General features: G+C 54.2%; 30 protein-coding genes. 2 read left to right on the top strand and 28 right to left on the bottom strand.

Going from position 1 to position 18,447, the window contains the following annotated elements; translation table 11 throughout:
• Positions 1-36: 36 nt before the first annotated feature.
• From J7J49_RS01610 to J7J49_RS01475, 28 genes are all read right to left on the bottom strand, one after another.
• Positions 37-1,131 (bottom strand): tyrosine-type recombinase/integrase, encoded by a 1,095-nt coding sequence (locus J7J49_RS01610; RefSeq protein WP_215089729.1) that lies wholly within the window; start codon positions 1,129-1,131, stop codon positions 37-39.
• Positions 1,014-1,346, bottom strand: a complete 333-nt coding sequence (locus J7J49_RS01605) for a helix-turn-helix domain-containing protein (protein ID WP_215089727.1) — start codon at positions 1,344-1,346, stop codon at positions 1,014-1,016. The genes J7J49_RS01610 and J7J49_RS01605 overlap by 118 nt, the downstream gene beginning before the upstream one ends.
• A 38-nt stretch (positions 1,347-1,384) precedes the next feature.
• Positions 1,385-2,002, bottom strand: a complete 618-nt coding sequence (locus tag J7J49_RS01600) for a hypothetical protein (protein ID WP_215089725.1) — start codon at positions 2,000-2,002, stop codon at positions 1,385-1,387.
• A gap of 41 nt (positions 2,003-2,043) precedes the next feature.
• Positions 2,044-2,646 (bottom strand): hypothetical protein, encoded by a 603-nt coding sequence (locus J7J49_RS01595; RefSeq protein ID WP_215089723.1) that lies wholly within the window; start codon positions 2,644-2,646, stop codon positions 2,044-2,046.
• A gap of 1 nt (position 2,647) precedes the next feature.
• Positions 2,648-3,595: a recombination-associated protein RdgC gene (locus J7J49_RS01590; RefSeq protein ID WP_215089721.1), complete on the bottom strand. Its 948-nt coding sequence runs from the start codon at positions 3,593-3,595 to the stop codon at positions 2,648-2,650.
• A gap of 29 nt (positions 3,596-3,624) precedes the next feature.
• Positions 3,625-5,322 (bottom strand): DNA cytosine methyltransferase, encoded by a 1,698-nt coding sequence (locus J7J49_RS01585; RefSeq protein WP_215089719.1) that lies wholly within the window; start codon positions 5,320-5,322, stop codon positions 3,625-3,627.
• Positions 5,315-5,515, bottom strand: a complete 201-nt coding sequence (locus J7J49_RS01580) for a hypothetical protein (RefSeq protein ID WP_215089717.1) — start codon at positions 5,513-5,515, stop codon at positions 5,315-5,317. Before J7J49_RS01580 ends, J7J49_RS01585 begins: the two co-directional genes overlap by 8 nt.
• A gap of 2 nt (positions 5,516-5,517) precedes the next feature.
• A complete protein-coding gene (locus J7J49_RS01575) occupies positions 5,518-5,763 on the bottom strand; it encodes a hypothetical protein (protein ID WP_215089715.1) in 246 nt (81 codons plus the stop codon).
• A gap of 145 nt (positions 5,764-5,908) precedes the next feature.
• Positions 5,909-6,556, bottom strand: a complete 648-nt coding sequence (locus tag J7J49_RS01570; RefSeq protein ID WP_215089713.1) for a hypothetical protein — start codon at positions 6,554-6,556, stop codon at positions 5,909-5,911.
• A gap of 150 nt (positions 6,557-6,706) precedes the next feature.
• Positions 6,707-7,213 carry a hypothetical protein gene (locus tag J7J49_RS01565; protein ID WP_215089711.1) on the bottom strand — a complete coding sequence of 169 codons (507 nt, stop codon included), beginning with the start codon at positions 7,211-7,213 and terminating at the stop codon, positions 6,707-6,709.
• Positions 7,213-7,773: a DUF3850 domain-containing protein gene (locus J7J49_RS01560; protein ID WP_215089709.1), complete on the bottom strand. Its 561-nt coding sequence runs from the start codon at positions 7,771-7,773 to the stop codon at positions 7,213-7,215. The genes J7J49_RS01565 and J7J49_RS01560 overlap by 1 nt, the downstream gene beginning before the upstream one ends.
• Positions 7,748-8,293 (bottom strand): hypothetical protein, encoded by a 546-nt coding sequence (locus tag J7J49_RS01555; RefSeq protein ID WP_215089707.1) that lies wholly within the window; start codon positions 8,291-8,293, stop codon positions 7,748-7,750. The genes J7J49_RS01560 and J7J49_RS01555 overlap by 26 nt, the downstream gene beginning before the upstream one ends.
• A gap of 47 nt (positions 8,294-8,340) precedes the next feature.
• A complete protein-coding gene (locus J7J49_RS01550) occupies positions 8,341-9,096 on the bottom strand; it encodes a hypothetical protein (RefSeq protein ID WP_215089705.1) in 756 nt (251 codons plus the stop codon).
• 219 nt (positions 9,097-9,315) lie between these two features.
• The gene (locus J7J49_RS22745) at positions 9,316-9,690 is read right to left on the bottom strand and encodes a single stranded DNA-binding domain-containing protein (protein ID WP_353048320.1); all 375 of its coding nucleotides are present in this window, start codon (positions 9,688-9,690) and stop codon (positions 9,316-9,318) included.
• A 48-nt stretch (positions 9,691-9,738) separates the two neighbouring features.
• Positions 9,739-10,098: a hypothetical protein gene (locus J7J49_RS01540; RefSeq protein WP_215089703.1), complete on the bottom strand. Its 360-nt coding sequence runs from the start codon at positions 10,096-10,098 to the stop codon at positions 9,739-9,741.
• 36 nt (positions 10,099-10,134) lie between these two features.
• Complete coding sequence (locus J7J49_RS01535; protein WP_502793500.1) at positions 10,135-10,848, bottom strand: Gabija anti-defense Gad2 family protein; 714 nt, start codon at positions 10,846-10,848, stop codon at positions 10,135-10,137.
• A 16-nt stretch (positions 10,849-10,864) separates the two neighbouring features.
• Positions 10,865-11,857, bottom strand: a complete 993-nt coding sequence (locus tag J7J49_RS01530) for a hypothetical protein (RefSeq protein WP_215089699.1) — start codon at positions 11,855-11,857, stop codon at positions 10,865-10,867.
• A complete protein-coding gene (locus J7J49_RS01525) occupies positions 11,850-12,689 on the bottom strand; it encodes a Rad52/Rad22 family DNA repair protein (protein ID WP_215089697.1) in 840 nt (279 codons plus the stop codon). Before J7J49_RS01525 ends, J7J49_RS01530 begins: the two co-directional genes overlap by 8 nt.
• Positions 12,690-12,763: 74 nt before the next feature.
• A complete protein-coding gene (locus J7J49_RS01520; protein ID WP_215089695.1) occupies positions 12,764-13,054 on the bottom strand; it encodes a hypothetical protein in 291 nt (96 codons plus the stop codon).
• A complete protein-coding gene (locus J7J49_RS01515; RefSeq protein WP_215089693.1) occupies positions 13,051-13,335 on the bottom strand; it encodes a hypothetical protein in 285 nt (94 codons plus the stop codon). The genes J7J49_RS01520 and J7J49_RS01515 overlap by 4 nt, the downstream gene beginning before the upstream one ends.
• Entirely contained in the window at positions 13,332-13,553 is a 222-nt protein-coding gene (locus J7J49_RS01510; RefSeq protein ID WP_215089691.1) for a hypothetical protein, read from the bottom strand. Before J7J49_RS01510 ends, J7J49_RS01515 begins: the two co-directional genes overlap by 4 nt.
• Positions 13,550-13,783 carry a hypothetical protein gene (locus J7J49_RS01505; RefSeq protein WP_215089689.1) on the bottom strand — a complete coding sequence of 78 codons (234 nt, stop codon included), beginning with the start codon at positions 13,781-13,783 and terminating at the stop codon, positions 13,550-13,552. Before J7J49_RS01505 ends, J7J49_RS01510 begins: the two co-directional genes overlap by 4 nt.
• The gene (locus tag J7J49_RS01500; protein WP_215089687.1) at positions 13,780-13,935 is read right to left on the bottom strand and encodes a hypothetical protein; all 156 of its coding nucleotides are present in this window, start codon (positions 13,933-13,935) and stop codon (positions 13,780-13,782) included. Before J7J49_RS01500 ends, J7J49_RS01505 begins: the two co-directional genes overlap by 4 nt.
• Positions 13,936-14,084: 149 nt before the next feature.
• On the bottom strand, positions 14,085-14,921 hold the full coding sequence (locus J7J49_RS01495; protein ID WP_215089685.1) for a hypothetical protein: 837 nt from the start codon (positions 14,919-14,921) through the stop codon (positions 14,085-14,087).
• The gene (locus J7J49_RS01490) at positions 14,903-15,223 is read right to left on the bottom strand and encodes a hypothetical protein (protein WP_215089683.1); all 321 of its coding nucleotides are present in this window, start codon (positions 15,221-15,223) and stop codon (positions 14,903-14,905) included. The genes J7J49_RS01495 and J7J49_RS01490 overlap by 19 nt, the downstream gene beginning before the upstream one ends.
• A gap of 71 nt (positions 15,224-15,294) precedes the next feature.
• On the bottom strand, positions 15,295-15,471 hold the full coding sequence (locus tag J7J49_RS01485) for a phiTE_015 family protein (protein ID WP_215089681.1): 177 nt from the start codon (positions 15,469-15,471) through the stop codon (positions 15,295-15,297).
• A 27-nt stretch (positions 15,472-15,498) separates the two neighbouring features.
• Positions 15,499-15,891 (bottom strand): DUF2528 family protein, encoded by a 393-nt coding sequence (locus J7J49_RS01480; protein WP_215089679.1) that lies wholly within the window; start codon positions 15,889-15,891, stop codon positions 15,499-15,501.
• A 20-nt stretch (positions 15,892-15,911) separates the two neighbouring features.
• Complete coding sequence (locus tag J7J49_RS01475; RefSeq protein ID WP_215089678.1) at positions 15,912-16,070, bottom strand: hypothetical protein; 159 nt, start codon at positions 16,068-16,070, stop codon at positions 15,912-15,914.
• 124 nt (positions 16,071-16,194) lie between these two features.
• On the opposite strand from J7J49_RS01475, the gene J7J49_RS01470 reads away from it, so the two are divergent.
• Both J7J49_RS01470 and J7J49_RS01465 read left to right on the top strand, forming a co-directional pair.
• On the top strand, positions 16,195-16,986 hold the full coding sequence (locus J7J49_RS01470) for a DNA adenine methylase (protein WP_215089675.1): 792 nt from the start codon (positions 16,195-16,197) through the stop codon (positions 16,984-16,986).
• The gene (locus J7J49_RS01465) at positions 16,987-18,408 is read left to right on the top strand and encodes an ISL3 family transposase (protein WP_215089673.1); all 1,422 of its coding nucleotides are present in this window, start codon (positions 16,987-16,989) and stop codon (positions 18,406-18,408) included.
• Positions 18,409-18,447: the final 39 nt, after the last annotated feature.

Below are 18,447 nucleotides of genomic sequence, written 5' to 3'. Positions count from 1 at the left end.
TACTAAAGCCCTGTTTTTACGGGGCTTTTTTCGTTTCTAGGCTTTCTTTTTTCTTCCTAGTAGCGCCTCGATATTATCCACCGGTTCTTTAACGTGATGAGATCGTGATTGAAGCTTAGCCACCGCGTCCCTTGCTCGGTGTGGCGCCAGGTGCGCATAACGCTCTGTCATGTTAATGGTGGAGTGGCCTAACACTTCTTTCACGTCTGCCAACGGCACCCCCTCCGACACTAGCCAGCTTGCGCATGTATGCCGCAAGTCGTGGATGGTGAAGTCTTTGATGCCCGCCAGCGCACACGCCTTCTTAAATACTGGGTTGGGATAAACATAACGACTGCCGTCACGCTTGCAAAATACCCAAGGGCTGGAAGGGCTGTAGGTTTGCGCGTATCGGTGCCGCCGTTTAAGTGCGGCCAATGCCGACTCGTTCAGTGGTATCGTTCTGCGCTTGCCTGCTTTGCTGTCTTCCGGTTCCAGGGTGATTAGCGCATGCTCCCAATTCACGCGCCGCCATTCCAGCTTTAGCAATTCTCCTTTGCGTGCGCCTGTGTGTAGGGCTAGCTCGATAAAGTCGGCCAGGCGCTCGCCTTCGCGGGTCGTCTTGGCTTTCTCGATCAGCATGTCCGCTTCCTTGCGAGTGATCCAGCGCACGCGGCCGGGCGGTTCTTTCAGCATCCTACCCTTCACAGGGTTGGGTAGCGGCCACTCTAAGTGCGTAACCGCATGGGTGATCATGGCCGCGAGTATTGCTAGCTCTCGGTTTATCGTAGCCGGGCCTACGCCTTCACGCTGTCGAAAGGCAATAAAGGCGCGAACGTCTGCGCCTTCCAGCTTGCCCATTACCTTGTCGGCACCAAAAAAGTCGTAGAGCTTGCCGGTGCGCATCTTAATGTCGGCCAATGATCGCTTATCCTGACTGGCTATTAGGTACTCGGCAGCTACTTCAGCAAAGCTTCGTTCTGGGGCTTCGTCCCAATAGGATTGGCGGTAGAGTTGCGCCTTCCATTTCCCCTCTAACGCTTCCGCAGCTTGCTTATCGATCGTCCGAGTAGAGCGTCTAATTGGCTCGCCGCCTCCCGGCGGGGATAGGTAGACCCACCAGAACGGTGAGTCGGGGCGCTTATACGGCATGGCTTACCTCCCGTTATCGCGCCGGGTGCATCGGTAGTGTGGCTGACCGGTGCATCTCCGGCAATCATGGCTTGCAAAGCCTGTTTGTTGACGTAAGTTTTGCCGCCAATTTTGAGCCCTGGCAGCGTGCCGTCCTTCACCCATCGCGAAACAGTGGCGGGGTGGCAGGCTAGCTCTTTAGCAGCCTCGTCGCGGCTCATTAGCATTTCGCCCATGGCTTTCTCCTAGACAAAATAAACCGCCTCTTGGGCGGCTATTCAAAAAAGCTTTCGTATTCACTCTCGGGTACGCGCTCTGGCTTTATCTCGATCTGCAATTGCTTGTGCCGTAGCTTGTCATTTGGCTCATCGGCATACTTCTGCTTGGCTTTCTCTGCCATAAATTCCACGGCCTTCAGGTAGTCCTCTTCGCGGAAATTGCCTAGGCACATAAAGTCATCACATACCCGCCAGACGACGCGCTTAGGCTCGTCAGTCTTTTTCTTGATCAACTCAGCAATAATGGATTGCGCGTTATAAAGCTGGTCGGTATCTAGCCGCCCAAGGTATTTAGGTATACCCATTTCCATATCGCGCTTAGTGGCAGTCAGCAGGAAGCTATAGCCTTCCATTTCATGGCCAGCAGGCGGAACGAACTCGAACATGCGCAGCCCTTCAGGCACGCATAAGCGGGTGCACGCCTCGCGAATCATGCGACTAACTTCAAAGCTGTCATCAATGCCGTAAGCTTGAGTGATATCTCTTGCTAGTCGACTATGATCAGACAAAAAGAACATATCTATCGTGATTGCCTTGCCTGACCAATCATCGGGTATGCGGCACTCGTCACGCAGCTGCTGCTCTGCTTCGCGCTCTTCAAAAACGGTTGGCATATTTTTCTCCAGTCGTAAAAAAACCGCCCTGGTGGCAGCTGTTAATCGGTGTTTGCTTTTGCTTCCACGGTCTCGCCATTGGCGACACGCAAACCATCCTCAGTGAGCATGAATACCCAGCGAGGCATATTGTCATCGCGACGCTTCCGGCGCTGGCTGGTGACCAAGCCTGCATGTATCAGCCATGCCAGGCCTTGCTCAAGGTTGATTCGCGGATCAGGGGCAGCATGCTTTTTTGCCGGGTCTTCGCCGCATCCCATAGGATTGGCCGCACTATGCCTTAGCCTGTGCTGCGGTACTTCCGGGAGCTGCTTAGCCAGCCTATCTACGCCTTGTTTTAGCCAGTCCATCGCTACGGCTGCAAATGGCGGCAACGTAAGCAGGCGATAGTGTGTTAGCTGATAATCTGGCTTGCCTGGATTATTTGCGCGCCACTCGCGGTAATGCGTCTCGCAATAGTGAATATCATCGCCAACTACATGGCCGTGGTGATCGCAGATAGTGCGGTCGCAGGTCTTGCCACCACCTATCGGATAGTCACAAAGATTGTCGCCTGGGCGTGAGCAGTCAGCGCAATGCTTGCCGAAGTCCCCATGCAGGAACATGGAGCCACCTTCCTGCATGGGTATGATGTATAGCGGCATTTCATACATCCTTATCCTTGGACTCTGATGCCATCTCTCGAGCCGACTCACCACCGAGCCACTCGATGATGCGATCAACCGCCTTACCCAACGCACCGGCCATAATCACAAAATCCGTTTCCAGGCGAGCTAGGGCATCGTCGCCATCGTCAGCGTGATCCGCTTCTTCAATCAGCGCATCCCCAAACCGCAACGACTTCAACGCTAGGTCATCGTGCATGACGAACGAAAGCTGGCCCTCTAGTGAGATGGCCATCTTGCTGGCTTGGCGTCCGCTTTCTAAGAGCTGCTGCATCTCGTCGCTGTCAAGGTCAACCTGTCGGGCGCGCACCACGCCGTCATCGCCTTTGGCTTTCAGTTCGAAGCTGTCGCCTAGCTGCATATCAGCAGGTCGGCTAGCAGCGTCACCTAACCAAGTAGTCATCGCACGAATCGGCAGTGTTTGGCTGCTCAGCGGCGTGACCTTTAGGCTCCCGAGTGTTTCGCGCAACAGATCCAGCACATCTTCAGCCCGGCTCCGGCTTGAGACGTTAACGCCTATTAGGTTGCGCTTGGTATCCCACCAGAGGTCAATCTTTTGACTTCGCACAAACGCCCGCGGCATTAGCTCTTCAGTGATGCGCTCTTTAAGCGCTGTCTTTTCCTTGCGCGTCACCTTTCGGCCTTCATTGGCCTCAATCTCAGCCACTTCATCATCGACAAACTCTTTCACCACTGACGCGGGTAGTAGTCGCTCTTGGCGAAGGGCGCTGATCAGTCGATGACCTTGTATCTCATGGATAAACTGACCACCGCCCAAACGACCTGCGGGAGGCGTCCAACCAATACGGCGGGCGTCTGCATTGCCTAACGGCTTTGCGCTGTGCTCATCAAGTAGCGCGCCCATCTGCTCGGGGCTTAGCAGCTGGTGTTCGTGCAGGCGGTAAAGCTGAATATTGTTAAACCACATGGCGATTCTCCAGATGTTAAAAAACCGCCTCAGTGGGCGGCGTTTGAAGTAGGTTTGTTGGGCTGTTGCAGGGACAGGCCTGCAGCAACTTGTCTTACCCAAATGGGCGTAGCGCCCAGGGCGAAGGTTTCACCGCTCCAGGCAAGCAACAGGGTGGTACCCATTACACCTCCAATCGCTTCGGCGGCATCGGGTGGAACAGCATTTCCAATGCGCTCTCTCCATGCGCTGTCGCTTAAACCTTGAAGCTCAAAGTATTCGCCGGGATCAACTAGGCCTTGCAGTGCGGCAAGCTCCAGCGTGGTAAAAGGGCGGTGCCAAGTGCCATCCCGGGCGCGTATGACGGCCACGACCTTATCGTTAGCCTCAGGCAAGCGAGGGTCAGCGACTGACCATTTGCCGTTGTCATGACCTGCGAATGCAGATACCGCGCCGCAAGCAGACTGCCAGGGGACGACACCATAATGGCCAGCCGTTAGATAGTGGTCTCCTTTCTTGCGGGTTAAGTTCGGTCGAGGATCGGCAACACCAAAAGCGCCTTGGCCAGTCGTGCTACCTGAAATAACGGTGCCAGTAGATTTATCCCATGACGTGATGGCGTACTTGCCATACGTGGGGCCTTTCCGGCGTGGATCAGCCACTGAAAACGCGCCTTGCCCGGGCGATTGCTGCCCAGTGATTGCACCGGTAGGCCCATCCCATCTGCGAACGCCGAGAGCTTGGCCATCCTTCCATTTAGCGGATTGTTCAAAGCGTGGATCAGCCACTGAAAACGCGCCGTTTGTCGGCGTGCTGCGTCCGGCTACGGTACCCATAGGCTCGTGCCAGTGGTTCACGCCCATGTAGCCAGAGCGATATTCCGGCACGATTAGGTATTCACTTAGGTAGCCATCCTCGACCGCCAGCTTGTTGAGTGAGCGCCAGTCGCTACCGGCTTCAACAAAGGCGAGGCGTACCCAAGTCTTCCATTGCAAGCGAGGGATGCGGTGCATTGCGCCTGCGAGCTCATCGCCTGGCATTGGCATGTCTCCCAGCACATCGCCCACGGCGCGCAGCGGACGTTTTACCGGTTCATACAAGAACGGCGGCACCTTTTCGGCATGCCTGGCCACCAGCAAGAAACGTTTGCGGGACTGGGCTAGCCCGCCGAGCTCACCGCAGTCATGGGTCGTTTCGGCAACGTGGTACCCGTAGTGCTCAAGCATCGACGTTATTTTGTCGAGCAACGGGCGGCCGCGGTTAGCGATGCGCGGCACGTTCTCAAAAATGATCAGCTCTGGCGGGTCGTCTGCGAAGGCCTCCAGGGCTAGCCACATGCCGCGCAATGTCAGCTTGTTAAGCGCCTGATACTTGGGCGTTGTGCTGCGCGATTGCGACAGTAGGCCGCTGAACCCTTTGCAGGGTGCTGATAAGAAGATGATGTTGGGGCTTTCGCCACCAGCAGCGGCTTGAATATCTGCCGGGGTCGCTTCCCGCCAATCAGTGGGCGGCGGCTTGTCGTGAAAGGCCTGGTACTGCTCGCGGTCGAAAAGATCCATTGCGGTACCGGGCGCGCCCGAGAGGCGCTGGAAGTCGGCGATGGCACCGGCATCCACATCAATGCCGCCAATACAGCGAAAGCGCGCCTCCATGTTGCCCACGCGGGCGTGTCCGCGGTTAAAACCTTTAGCACCACCACCTAGCCCGCAGAACAGGTGGAAGTGCTTTACCTCTTTGCGCTCAATCATGGGCGATGGCCTCAAGGTTGTCGTTGATCCACTTCAGCTCGTCAGCGAGAGCAACGTCCTGAAGCACCACATGCCCTGCAGGGTCGCGAATAATGCGATGGTGGCCACCGCTGCCACGGCGGGGTATGCGCTCTATCTCGTAATTGTGCTTGGCCCATAGAGCGTTTGGGCTGTTGGGGCTGGGTTTACCCATAATCACGCCACCTTATCTTTGGTGTCAGGGTGCCCAGCACAGGAGCCGTCCGGCTTTCGGTTGTCGCATTTGCTGTCGCATACCAGGAAAATGATTCCCTGGTTCTGCATTTCGCGTAACTCTTTGCGCGCGCCGTCTACGCCCCCGGGGTGCGTGACGATATCGCCCAAGCGCTTGTCGCCATAGCGCAAAAGGACTCGAACAGGTATATGTATATGGAATGTCGTCGGGGTGTTTGTAAGAGTCACTGTGCAGCCTCCGGGCATAAAAAAACCGCTCATTGGCGGCGGTAGTCTTTGAAAAGTCGTGTCGATAATTGCCAGCGGGGCGTATCAGGTATTAGCCGCTGTTTGCGGACTATCTCGGCGATCCGCTTGGCGCTAGGTAAATCGGTTAGCTGAGTTCGGCTTGTGCTTGATTCCATGCCTCTTGCACTCTATGAAAGGCTTCGCTGCTGCCGCCGTGGTCAGGATGGGCAATACGCAGCTCACGGCGATAGGCCAGCTTCACATCGGCAATATCCCGGCTGTCAGTGTTAAGAACGGTGCGCCAATGTGGACGCCCCATAGCTTCCGGCGAGGCCAGCTGAGAAAAACCGGTAAACGCCGCGCGCATTAGCGAGGCGTCGTGGCGCTCCAGTGTGCGCAGGGCCTCGATGCAGTCAGCGATGGCAGCGAGGTTATCGGCGATCCGGTGGTACACATCGCACGGTATGCATTGGTTTTGACCATCTAGCTGGAAGTAAACGGCAGCGCCTGGGTCGCTGGGTTCGCGCTGGCCACTACGCGGAAGGCCGTCATTGCGTAGCGCTAGGTCGCTGCTAATGATGATGGAGTCAGGCGGCACGCGGTACGCTTGGCCCGATCGTGTGAACTTATCCAGTGCAGAGGTAACGCGGTTACGGCCATCCGCAACGGTGACCTCTTTCAATCCGTAGCCGCTATTATTCCGCTTGCCGAACCGGCCGTTTTTGCGATCACTCGCTGAAGTTCTCGGTTTCCCTGGTGGCCAGCTGAGGGGAGATGCTGTTATGTCGTCCATCGTTGGCATTCCTCTTTTCAAACTCCGTGCAGCGCACGATGACTTGATGCTCGATTTTGATAAGGATGGGCATAGTGGCGAAGGGCAAATGACTGCAGTCGGCTATAGCATGGCGACAGGCCATGCACATGCTGCCTTTGGGGTAGTGGGTCATAGGCGCCACATGTTCCGAAAGGCTTTGGCCAACTCGACCGCTATAGCACCCGCGACCTCCTGAGCTAAATGATCTGCGTTTGACTGCATCACGGCGCTTCCTGATAGGGCGTAACCAATATCACCACCAGGTGACTGCAGAAGCACGAATTGTTGGCCTGTTAACCGGTCTGCTCTAAGCTCCATCCAGTTAGCTTCTAATTCGCTAATGGCGATCTCTACTGATTCGCAAAAATCGCTGCATTGATCGAAGCTAAATGGTGTTCGGTGCGCCATGGGAAGGCGAAGATAGCCAATCATCCTATCCACCTGCACCGTCTTAGGATCAAGTGCTGCAAAGTGTTCACCCAATACATCGGCAACGCGTTTAACGGTGTCGTTGTCTCGCAGCCCTTGAGCGCGAAGGTACTTTGCTAGCTCGCTTTCGCGCTTATATGCCGATTCCAATTTTGCTATCTCGGCGCGCATCTTGCGCTTCTGGTTTCGCCCAAAGCGGTTACCCATCACGCACCTCCTTCAGCATTACACTTGCAGTAAGTGCCGTAGGCGCCGCATTCCAACTCGCAATCAGGATGTGGGTCTTTTTCAGACTGATTTAACGCACCCCCTCCGGCTTGCTGAAGTAAGCGCGCTGCCGCTTCACGCATATCTGCTGCAAACTCGCCCATACCCTCTGCACCAATGGTTGGGTAGTTAGGGTCTTTTGCATGCTCGGTCTCAACGTGGAGAATGATTTTTTCCAGGCAGCCTGCCCATTGCTCAATGGCCTCAGCCTGATTTATCGCATCACGGGCAGGGTTATCTACCGATAAAATCACCCACCCATCACTCAGGCCATAGAGAGGGCCGCGGAGTATATGCGTTACTGTTCTTGCCGTGGTGCGACCCGTGTACTCCAGAGCTGCGCCATTAGCCATGTCATGCCCGCTGCTTTTCGTCTCCTGTATGCACAGAGCGTCACCGACTGAAAAGCCTCGATCATCGAATCTGATTTCGTAGGTTTTATCGCCCCTGACTAGGGCCTCGAATACATCAGGATCAGTTTTCAGTATGTGAGTTTTCATCGCACACCTCTGTAGCCTCTTCTCTCAACTCAATGGCGCGATCAAGCATAATCCCGCACCTGACCATTCCGTCGCCGCCATGACCTAGCGAGTCGTTATAAAGTGTCTCCAGTGCTTCGGCCTGCTTTGCCAGATCTCTGCGGGCGAGTGATTTGGCTGGGGGCTCTGCCACCCATTCAGCTGCCTCTTTGACCTTCTCCGATTCCCACTCGCTCAAGTTTTCCATGTGAACTTCCAGCATGTTTGCGACCGTGGCCTTGCCGGACGCAACATGCGCCGATAAAGCATCCCGCTCTTGCTCCATCTTCTGTCTTAACGCTATCTGCGCTTCTTCTGCTGCCCGGTACTGCTCGGCTTCTTTCCTGAGCGCTACGTTCTCAACCGCGAGGGCGTCGTTTTCTTCCAGCAGCGCTCGCTTTTCGTGGAAAAAGTCTTCATTGACCAGGCAGAGGTGTTCTACAAAGTCTTCACGCACGCGGGCATCAACGGCCTGCGGCGTGCCGTGGTGTATGGGAATCATGGGGGGGCTCCAGATGGGGCGGTCTAGCGGGCAGGGGAGAGCTAGGGTTAGTCGTGAAATGGGTAGCCAATATCGCTTTCATCGCAGTCGATAATCAGCTTGGCGCCACCGTAGTAGAGAGCGACCATTTGCTTTTCCCATTCACTGCGCCACACGCCCATCTTTTTGCCCATGATGTCGTTATCGACCATGGCTGCATATACGTCGCCAGTTGCATGACCATCTTTTTCTTCACGTCCACGGGTACTGATTGCCAACATATTTGAGAGCCGGTGAGCACTGCGTGCGCCGTAGCGAGATTCGCCGGGATCCTTGTCGAAATAAATGCGGCAATGCCCGTCGACGTACTCCGACTCTTCTATCTCAATGCGAGGCGCTTCCCAGCCCTCTTGCATAGCTTCTTCGGCATGCTCTTCAGCGAATGCCTCAAGTAGCTTCTGCAGACTCACAAACTCAGGCATCTGCATTTCGCTGACAACTTCATCAATCGCTTCATGAGTGCGCCGCACCATATCTGCCTCAACGCCAGATTCAGCCCATTTCTCTTTCATGGCGTTCGCGATCAAGTTGTTATAGCGAGTTAGCTCCATCATGTCGCTTACATTGCCAGGTATGGCCGCTTGCAAGGCCTCTTTTACTGCCTTGCCCATATCGCCATAGCTGCGGAAAGCATCATCAACCACGCTGGTAAACATCTTTTCTACGTGCTGATCGATGATCTCTTTCGGGCGATCGCTAGCGGTAAATTCAGAAATACGGCTGTGCAATAGCTGCTCAAGTGTTTGGTTTTTTTCGGTTGGCATAATGCCTCCTATTAATATTTAGAAACTGTCTCGGATTTCCGAGAGACATAGAGAATTAGAGGCCCCGTCTCGTGGGGCATACGGCTTGCTCACAGCCCTCCCGCGTTAAGCGGTCGATGCATCCAGCGCTCCAACGCTGGGTAGCAACTTAAGGCCGGTACTGCGCAGGCTGGCGATGTCATTCATCCCCACCGTCGCCTGGGGTCTCAAAAGGGGTGGTCAGAAGGGAATTTCGTCGTCAAACGTGTCGTACTGTGACGGGTCGGGCGCGCCATAAGATTGCTGGCCTTGGGGTGGCGCTTGGTTTCGTTGTGGCTGTTGGTTGGCGGGTTGTTGATAGCCACCACCGTTAGCCGGTGGCTGACCATTGCCTTGCTGCTTATTGGGCTTGAAACACGACATGATCACGCTGTCGCGGTTCTCGGGATTAGGCAGACCCGCTGGGTTAAACCAGCGATGTAAAATGATGAACTCGTTACCGTCATCGCTTTTCATCAACGCGCCGACATTTTGCCAGCGAGCCTTTGTCTGACCTGATTGCCGGTCTAGGTATTCGCCGGTTTTAACGGCGATGTCTCTTAATTTCTGTGGCATGTGGCCTCCATAAGAAAAGCTTTGTAAAGTGGTCGTTAGCTCCGGCGCTCAATGAACGGTGTTGATGAAAGGTGCTTCGTGGCAATCGTTAGCATTGAGCCAATCAGCCCGCGTGTCGGGTCGGCCATTCGCCTTGATAAAATCGCCCGCTTCGGTAAGGAAGTCGTGACGACTAGAATAGGCGCACAGCTTTTTGAGGCTTTTCATGACGGTCACGAAGTACATGGCGTGAACTTCGCGATCTGTCAGTTTCTTAAGCTTGCTACCGGTGCCGTCGCACTCCAGGCAGTCGCGCTCACAGCAGGGGCATTCACCCGTGCCATCGCACTCGCTGCATTCAAACTCTTGCTCTTTAATGTCTTCACCAAGCGAGGCCGAGTATTCGGGGAGCGAGATTGTCGTGATCATTTTCACCTCGGCATTAAAAAGCCCCTGCGTGAGGGGCTATGATGCTTCGTGTTCTATGTCGACCGGCTCGATGCCATCAATCACAAGCAATGGGTCAACTTCTCTCAGTAATCCACGTATAACGTTGGCGTAAGCGTCTTCGCCAGTTCCCGGCAGTTTATCCATATCAATTCTCGATACGACGCGAGCCATGACCGCAGCCAAGCTATCAGCACCAATGTGGTAACCACGTCCCAAAAACTTACGCATTCTAAGCATCGAGCCGCCAGCGTCTTCGTGACGATCCGGCTGAGTGTAAGTCAGGCGGCGCGAAGCTAGGTCGGGATAGAAACGATCCGAGATCACTGAATCCCAGTAGCCGCCAGCATCCTCTGTGCTGCAAGGAGTCCAGTAAACGACTGCTTGGCACACTGTAAAGTCGAACGATTGCATGAGCGGCACTGGGTCATCGAACGTCCAGCGCGTCATGAACTGAACGGTCGTGCGCGGTGGCGCTACATGGGTGATGGCGTTGTCAGTTTCAAGTACGCGCGCCTCTCCTTTGCGCTTGTGATAGAGCTCGGTTGCCGCCAGCTTCAGACGATCTACGGATGGCCCCAAAAGATCGATATCGTTGGGCGGCAGCCCAGCCACGACTTCACGAATAAAGCCGCCCCCAAGCATTAGGCCATGTGTTTTCATCATTTCTGTAACATCTTTTGGAAGACGCAGTATGACCCGATGCAAGTCTTCTTGAATAAGCTTGTTCATTACCAAACCTCCTCGTTTAAGCGGCTAGCTGCTGCATGGCATCGGCATAACCAGACCAGTTGTCGACGCCCATCGACTCCAGGGCATGTAGTTTTGCTTGATCGGCCAGAAGTTGGTCGTATTCGCCGCGGCTAATGGTGACTGTCTCCGTTTTTGCTGCTGGTTTAGCCGGTGCTTTGTAAGAATCGGCGGCAGCGCTTAGGCGGCTGGTGTCGAGCGGCTTATGCTCGGCAGCGGCGGGTAGTGGCTCAGACTCAGGCTCCGGCTTTGGTTCAGGTGTAGGCTCAGGCTGAGGCTTGCGCTTTCCAGCCTCTTCGGCTTCTCGCTTGGCCTCCTGCTCTGCTTTAAAGCGGCGCAGCTCTTCAAGTTCGCGCTGTTCGGCCTCACGCTTTTCATTCTCTTCACGCAGTCGGCGGCGCTCGGCATCCACTTCCGCTTGTTCAGCGGCTAAGCGCTCACGCTCTAACACCTGGCCATGCTGCTCGCTGATGCGCTTCAACACATCGGCCTTAGCTTCCTCCGCTTCGTCGGTTACGTCGAAGTAGCCATCTAGGTCGATGGCGAGAGCGGCATCGTGTAGCTCGGCGAGGGCGTTTGAATCAAGCCCCGCGATGGTGTCTAAGAAGCTCCAAATATTGATGTTGATCTTTTCGCGCAGCTTGTCGATGCGTTCCTGTTTAACTCGCTCGGCGCGCTCGTCTTCATGCTGCTTGGCGTCTTTAAGCGGCTGCTCAATCGCCTGCAGCTTTTCCACCAGGTCTTTACCGTAGCCGTTCACGCGGTCGATAAAATCACGGTGAGGCTTGGTGATTTCCTTGCGCAGCTTTTCAGTGCTGGTTCGGTAGGTGGTGAGCTCCTTGATGCCTTTCTTGCAGAGTGCGTAACCATCTTTGGTCTGCACGCTGGGCACGGTGCCGTACTGTTCTCGCAGCCCTGCCAGGGCCTGCTCGACGGCATCCAGTTTTACAAGCTCACCTTTGTAGTCGGTGTTGGGGGCTGCGTTAGTCATGATTTACTTCCTCTTTCTGCTGTTTGGCTTTTTCGTTCTCGGCAATAACGCGGGCAATGCCTTCGTCACGCGCTTTGATAAGCATTTCACGGCCTTTGTCAGGCTCGACGCGGGCCATGCTGGCTTTATCCGACAAGCGGTTGAGCATGCCGGTAGCCGCCATTTCAATGCTTTTCGGGTGGGGGATTTTGTTGCGCAGGGTGTCGCACTCGCGCTTGATCCAGTCCCAGTAATCATTCCGGTAGTTCTCGATCTCGGCGTCTTGATCCTCTGCAACTGCGATACGCGTAGCCGCTTGCTGCACTTCGGTATAGTTCTTGTTATCGAACTTGCCGTAATAGACGTCAGCCGCGAAACCGAGAAGGGATAAACACTTCTTCATGGCGTCAGTGGTAGATTTCTTTGGCGCTTCGCCATCGGTTTTCCATTTGCCGACACCAGTACGGTACACAGCGCGTGTATGCCCATATTGGGTGACTTCGCCGCGCTCTCCATGCCACCGGTACCAGAGAGTTAACCGGATTGTGTGGGTTTGCTCATGGGCGATTACTTCACCCTTGTTGCCTAGAATAGGAGCGCCAGTATCGAATCTTTCTTCATCGATTCGAGTGCCCCAGCCGATACCGATGGGGCCAAACATTTTGGTTGCTTGCTCTACGACGTACATGCCATCTATCGAGGTGATTTGCTGACCATCGACATTGGCCTCCTTGATAGCCGTGGTCGGCGTCTTATCGACTTGGTGCCAGAGCTCAAGGTGGTCGGCGCTATCGACCACGCGATAGCGCCCAGACGGCACGCGTATGCGCGGCTTCTCGCTGGTGGGTGTCATGGTTTATACTCCTTAACGATCTATCTCGACGTTGATCAATGGCTCGCTCCCTGTGTCCGCAGGAAGCGGGCCTTTTATTTATTGAGCGCTCGCCACTCGCCCAGCGCTTCGCGGGCCTCGCAGAATGAATCGCTTGACTCCGTCATGCCGTCTTCGCAGTTAGCGGCCAGCTCAACGGTTAGTTCGGAAAGGGCTGTCGCCATGCGATCAGCGCTCTCGTTGCGCTCTTGAATAGCGACCAGCAGCCGCTCAAGCTCCATGTGATCGCCTGCATTTAAGCTCTTGCTGCCCTTGGTGACGTGATAGACGGCATCGCCGGTCTCATCGCTCCAGCCTGCGTTGCCTGTGGTTCGCCAGTCGCTCATGCGGCTCTCCTTTCGGCGTCATCTTCCTCAACGCGTAGCTGCTCATCTTCGGCAATGTCTTTAGCCCAGGCGTACAGCACGCGCTGACCCGATAGCGGCTGTATGTAGGCGTCAACCATGTCTGCGACGGTAGTGGTGGCCGTGAGCTCATCTAAAGCACTAGCAAGGTCACCGACCTCATCCAGGTAGGCGGCAAACTTGGCCACGCCTTCGGGATCGCCGTCGTGAATGGCTTCGGTGATTGACTCAGCGCGAAGCTGAATAAGCGCTGCCTTTTTCATGCGGCCTCCTGCTTGTTAACGGTGTTAAACGCGGCGAGCAGTTCGGCGACCTCCTGTGGCGTGTTGCCGTAGAGGTGTTCTATCTGGACGCCGCTTGAGAAGATCATGACCGACACATAGAGATTGCCGCCCGGGTGGTAAGCGGTGCTGACAGACACAAAAAAACCGCTGTCGCGGCATTGGTCTGCTAATTGGTGTAAGTGGGTGAGGGCAGTCATGGCGCAGGCCGCATACCAGGACAGTGCTCTGCAGCAATGTCGCGGTAGTCGGGGTGTCCGGTGCGGTCATTGGGGGCAATGCCGCGCGCTGTCTCAGCAGACCAGACTGCAACTTCATGACAGTAGGTGCGGTGCAGGCTCTCTTTATCGGCTGCGCCTAAATTTGCGGCCAGCACCATGCTGATACCGATCACCATTAAGCCCAGCGCAGTAAGTGTTCTGGTTCTCATAGTTCCCAGACCTCTCGAAGCTGATTCCGCAGCGCCTTATCTGCTTTGCGCTGATCAATCACACGGCGCAGGCTGTAACGCGCTGCCGCCGTCCTATCGTTTCGGCTGTTGAGCTCGCTCTTGCTGAGCGCCTTAGTGGGTAGAGTTGCCATAAAGCCTCCTGTGTAGTGCGCGCCGCCTCGGCGACTCTCGCAGTGCCAACGTTGAAAGAAGGGAAGCGGCGCGGGCATAGTCACGATGCGCGGCCATGCCAGTTGTAAATACTAGGTTTAAATCTAAGGGCCCAAAAGGGCCCTGAGCTCTATTCCCCGAGCAGCGCTGTTAGTTCAGCAATCTCCTTTGCATCGCGCTCATCTGATGATTTGCGATTTTCTGCTTGCTTAGATTCAACTACTTTAATGTTTTCCCGAATTACCGACTTCGCTAGCTCGACTTCGCTTTCAGTTAAATATTCGGCAGCTTTAGAATTAAGCAGATCGCTTGCTATGCGATAGCTGTTACCCTGAATAATTCGTCCAATCGTTAGCTCAATGCTCTTTCTTGCTGCTTCCTGGTAGGTTCGATAGCCCCAAATGTCTGTGCTGTCGCCGCTCCCGTCGCTATACCGGCTTAGCTTATAACTGAGATTTCCGTCTGAACCTCCGTAGAGGCTGATTAACTTCAGGTCTTCAAAGCGCATTTCGCCGCCCCAGCCACGCTCGGTGCCAGAAACGGACTTAAGAAACGGGACTGGGTCAGAGTGGGAATATCGGTCTTGCGTTATCCACTGAATACTTCCTGTCAGGAAGTCGACCAGCGTGCCCAAATCTTCACCACTAATGACTTCACCGACTGCGCCTTTAATGCACTTAAGCACTTCTTTTTGAGCTTTCTCTTCGCAACGCCGCTCGCTTAAAAGCTTTTCAATTCGGTCAATTTCAGCCTTATTCTTTGCAATTCGCTCTTCCTGGCGGTCAATTTCTTTTTGTTTGTAGGATTTCGCAGGCTGATCAAGCAGCGACTTAGTGGTAAATCTCTCACCAGCGGGAATCTCATCGCCGTTTTCAGTGACGAATATCTCTTGAACAATCCACTCTTGCTGATTGAGCTGGCCGACGATTGCGACTTTGCGGCCATCTGCTAGAAATTTGTTTTCCATAAATCACCCGTTGTTTGAATTAAAAAAGCCCCTCGATTGAGGGGCAATGCTTGCTCGTCCTGAGCGGTGACGCCTTGATTTGGTTTGATGATGCAGCTTTCAGCTTTGGAGGTATTTCGCCCACTAGGTCGGCCTTTGGCTTCGCTTAGGGCACCCGTCGCAGCTTGCAAGCATTCGTGAGGGTCGTTACCGATACCCAGCGCCTCCGACAGGTGGCTGCCGCTTAATACACTGCATCGGTGGAACACGCTGTGATCACGGCTACGCTCCCTTAAATAGACGGCAGGCTCCGTGCAACGCATACCCCGATGCCCTCCGAATATTCCTTGGCGTCGGAGGGAGCGCTCTAGGCCTCACTGCGCAGAGGTTCGCGTTACTGCTCATCAAGCGCAGCAGCATAGGCAGCGCTCCAAATTTCAAATGCTAATCGCGTGTCGTCGTCAACGTAGTTGTTACCTTGATCAAAGAATCGCTCGCCCAGGCTCATGCCTTTATCTTCTGCAAATTCTTCAAACTGCTCTTTCATCACATCTTTAGCTGACTGATCCATAACCCTCTCCTGTTGATCTAAATAGCCTTACCCAGTGGGCGCGTCTTGATCTGTTTCAGTAACCGTTAAGTCACTCCACTCAATTTCAGGGCGGTCATAAGTGGCCGCCCTGAACTTGATAATGCCGCCACCGGGCCATCCTTCCATTTCATCGAATTCATCATTAAGGCCATGCTTTTTCCAGTCATTAGTGACCATTGCGCCATACGCCCACTGCACCGTTTTCAGGATCAGCATCTTCTCAAGGTCGCCATCGCAATCGCGGCGAAGGTCGTCTTTATCTGAGTGGAAGCCGACCACCTCTTTAGCCATCGATTCATCAAGCCGCGTGTAGTCGATGGTAAAGACCAGTTGCGCCTCTGGTGTATCGATTGCCCGAACGTCTACTGCGTACTGTTTGGGCTTTGTTGGATATTCCATACCGCTCTCCTGTTGATTAACTACCATTGACCAAGCGCTTCGTCGCTATGGGGATGCTCTGTGTATTCCCATTCACGATCTTTTTGAGGCGTGCCACGCTTGGTATAGCTGTTGCGCTTCTTGACCGCCTTTTTGCTGACTTTTAGCTTTTCACCATCCGCTCGTTTTGCGGCGGACAATCGCTTGTCTCGCCTTTTGGCTGCGCAAGATTTAGGGGTATTCGGAATAACGTGTGTATTCCTTTCTTCATGCTATAATTCTATTTCGGATTAACGTGTGGAGTTGATTATGTGCAGGCGACCAATGCTTCGTTATCACGGCGGAAAGTGGAAACTAGCAGAGTGGATTATCCAAAACCTTCCAAAACACAGAATCTATGTCGAGCCTTTCGGTGGAGCTGCTAGCGTCCTGCTTAAGAAGCCTCGAAGCTACGCGGAGGTCTATAACGACTTAGATGGTGAAATCGTTAACCTTTTCAAAGTGGCTCGCGAAGATGGGCCAGAGCTGCTTCAGATGCTTCGGTTAACACCGTTCTCTAGAGAAGAATTTAAAAGAAGCTACATAAGTTCCGGCGACCCTCTTGAGCAGGCTAGGAGAACAGTTGTTCGTTCTTTCATGGGCTTTGGTAGTAATTCGCACAATAGGGCCACAGGGTTTCGCGCTAATTCTAATAGGAGCGGTACTACCCCTGCTGGCGATTGGAGAAACTACCCGAGTGCGCTTGAGCAGATTATTGAACGGCTTCAAGGCGTCGTGATTGAAAACAGGGATGCCATAGAGGTAATGCAAGCCCATGATGGTGAGCAAACAGTTCATTACGTTGACCCGCCTTATGTAGCATCTACTCGTGACGCTGGCGGAGACTATCGGCATGAGATGACCGATAAAGACCATGAGCGCCTGAGCGAGTCTTTATCTAATATGCGCGGCATGGTTGTTCTCAGTGGCTATCAAAGCGATATGTACGATGACTTATACCGTGGCTGGAGGAAGGTATTTCGAAAGGCTCATGCGGATGGAGCTAGGGATCGGATTGAAGTAATGTGGCTATCCCCAAACTGCCCTACAAACGGCCTATTTGACATGTTCGCATAAATGACAGACATACTTGATTTGCCAAATTGGAAGGTTCTCGACTCTAAGCAGGATCAAGACACCTACACCATCGAAGCAGAATACGAGGCGCCCCTTGAAGCTTGCACCAAGTGCGGTGTCATTGGGCGGCTCTATCGTCATGGCACCAAGCCGGTAACGTACCGTGATGCGCCCATTAGGGGCTGCCATGTGCAGATACTGGCCAGGGTGCAGCGTTATCGCTGCCGAGACTGCAACGGCACCTCTCTGCAATCCCTGGGCGGCATCCGCCATGATCGCCGAATGACCGAACGCTGCATCGAGTACATCGAGGGCCAAGCCATCCGCGACAGCTGGACCCGCATTGCAGAACACGTTGGTTGTGACGAGAAAACCGTCAGAAACGTCGCTCAGGAGTTCATAGACCGGTTTGCCTCCGAGTATCGGCCCAATATCCCCGAGTGGCTTGGAATAGACGAGACAAAGCTTGCGGGCTCCATGAGAGGCATCTTCACCGACGTAAAGAACCGCTTGCCCGTCGACATCATTCCGACCCGTGACCCTCGCGCTGTAGCGCAATGGCTGCACTCCAATCAGGCTAAAGGCGTCATCAAGGGCGTTTCTACTGACATGCACCGGCCATATCACAAAGTGGTTCACGGCCTCTTGCCTGGCGTGCCAGTCGTGGTCGATAAGTTCCACGTAGTACGTATGGCAGGCAACGGGCTTGATCAGACTCGAATCCGGCTAGGCAAAGCCGCTGGCAAGAAAACAAACCTGGGTTGGAAGCGTAGCAAAATCCTTCTGAACAAAGCTCACCGAAACTTGAGCGAGAAGCAGCTCTGGAACCTTGAGATGTGGCTCGACAATGAGCCCGAGCTAGCCGAAGCGTACCGCCTCAAAGAAGACTTCTATGCCATTTATAGCTTGCCCAAAGCCGAAGCTCACCAGGCCTTAGATAGCTGGATTGAACGCGCCTCAACTGGACCGCTTAAGAAGGACTTCAAAGAGATCATTTCGGCTTTGAAGAACTGGAGAGAGCCTATCATGGCGTTCTTCGACTACCCCATCACAAACGGCTATACGGAGGCGCTTAATGGCGTTGCTAAAGTGATCAACCGACAAGGCAGAGGTTACACATTCGATGTCATCAGGGCTCGCGTCCTTGGGCGGGCGAGCAGGCAATCCAAAGCAACGGCTGGGACTTCATTTGCCCCGCCTGCTTTCCTTACAGGGCCTCGCCCAGCAAATGAAGTGATTGTGGAACTCAAGGCATTGTCATCTGAGGCAGAAGGCCGCTGCCACTCATGCGGTGGAATCTTTGATAATTCCGACCTCCACTTTCACTACAGTGGAGACTTTCCATTCTTTGAAATACGGGAAAAAGTAGTGATGGTATGTCGTCAGTGCAATGTCCGATTACACACAGGAGCCGCTGATTAGGCTACTCATACTAAAAGCTGATCCAACACATTAATCCGA

This window comes from Halomonas sp. ISL-56, assembly GCF_018612805.1.
In the GTDB taxonomy this organism is placed as follows: Bacteria; Pseudomonadota; Gammaproteobacteria; order Pseudomonadales; family Halomonadaceae; genus Vreelandella.
The sequence above is the reverse complement of the archived record's forward strand: the minus strand, read 5'-3'. Positions and strand labels throughout refer to the sequence as shown.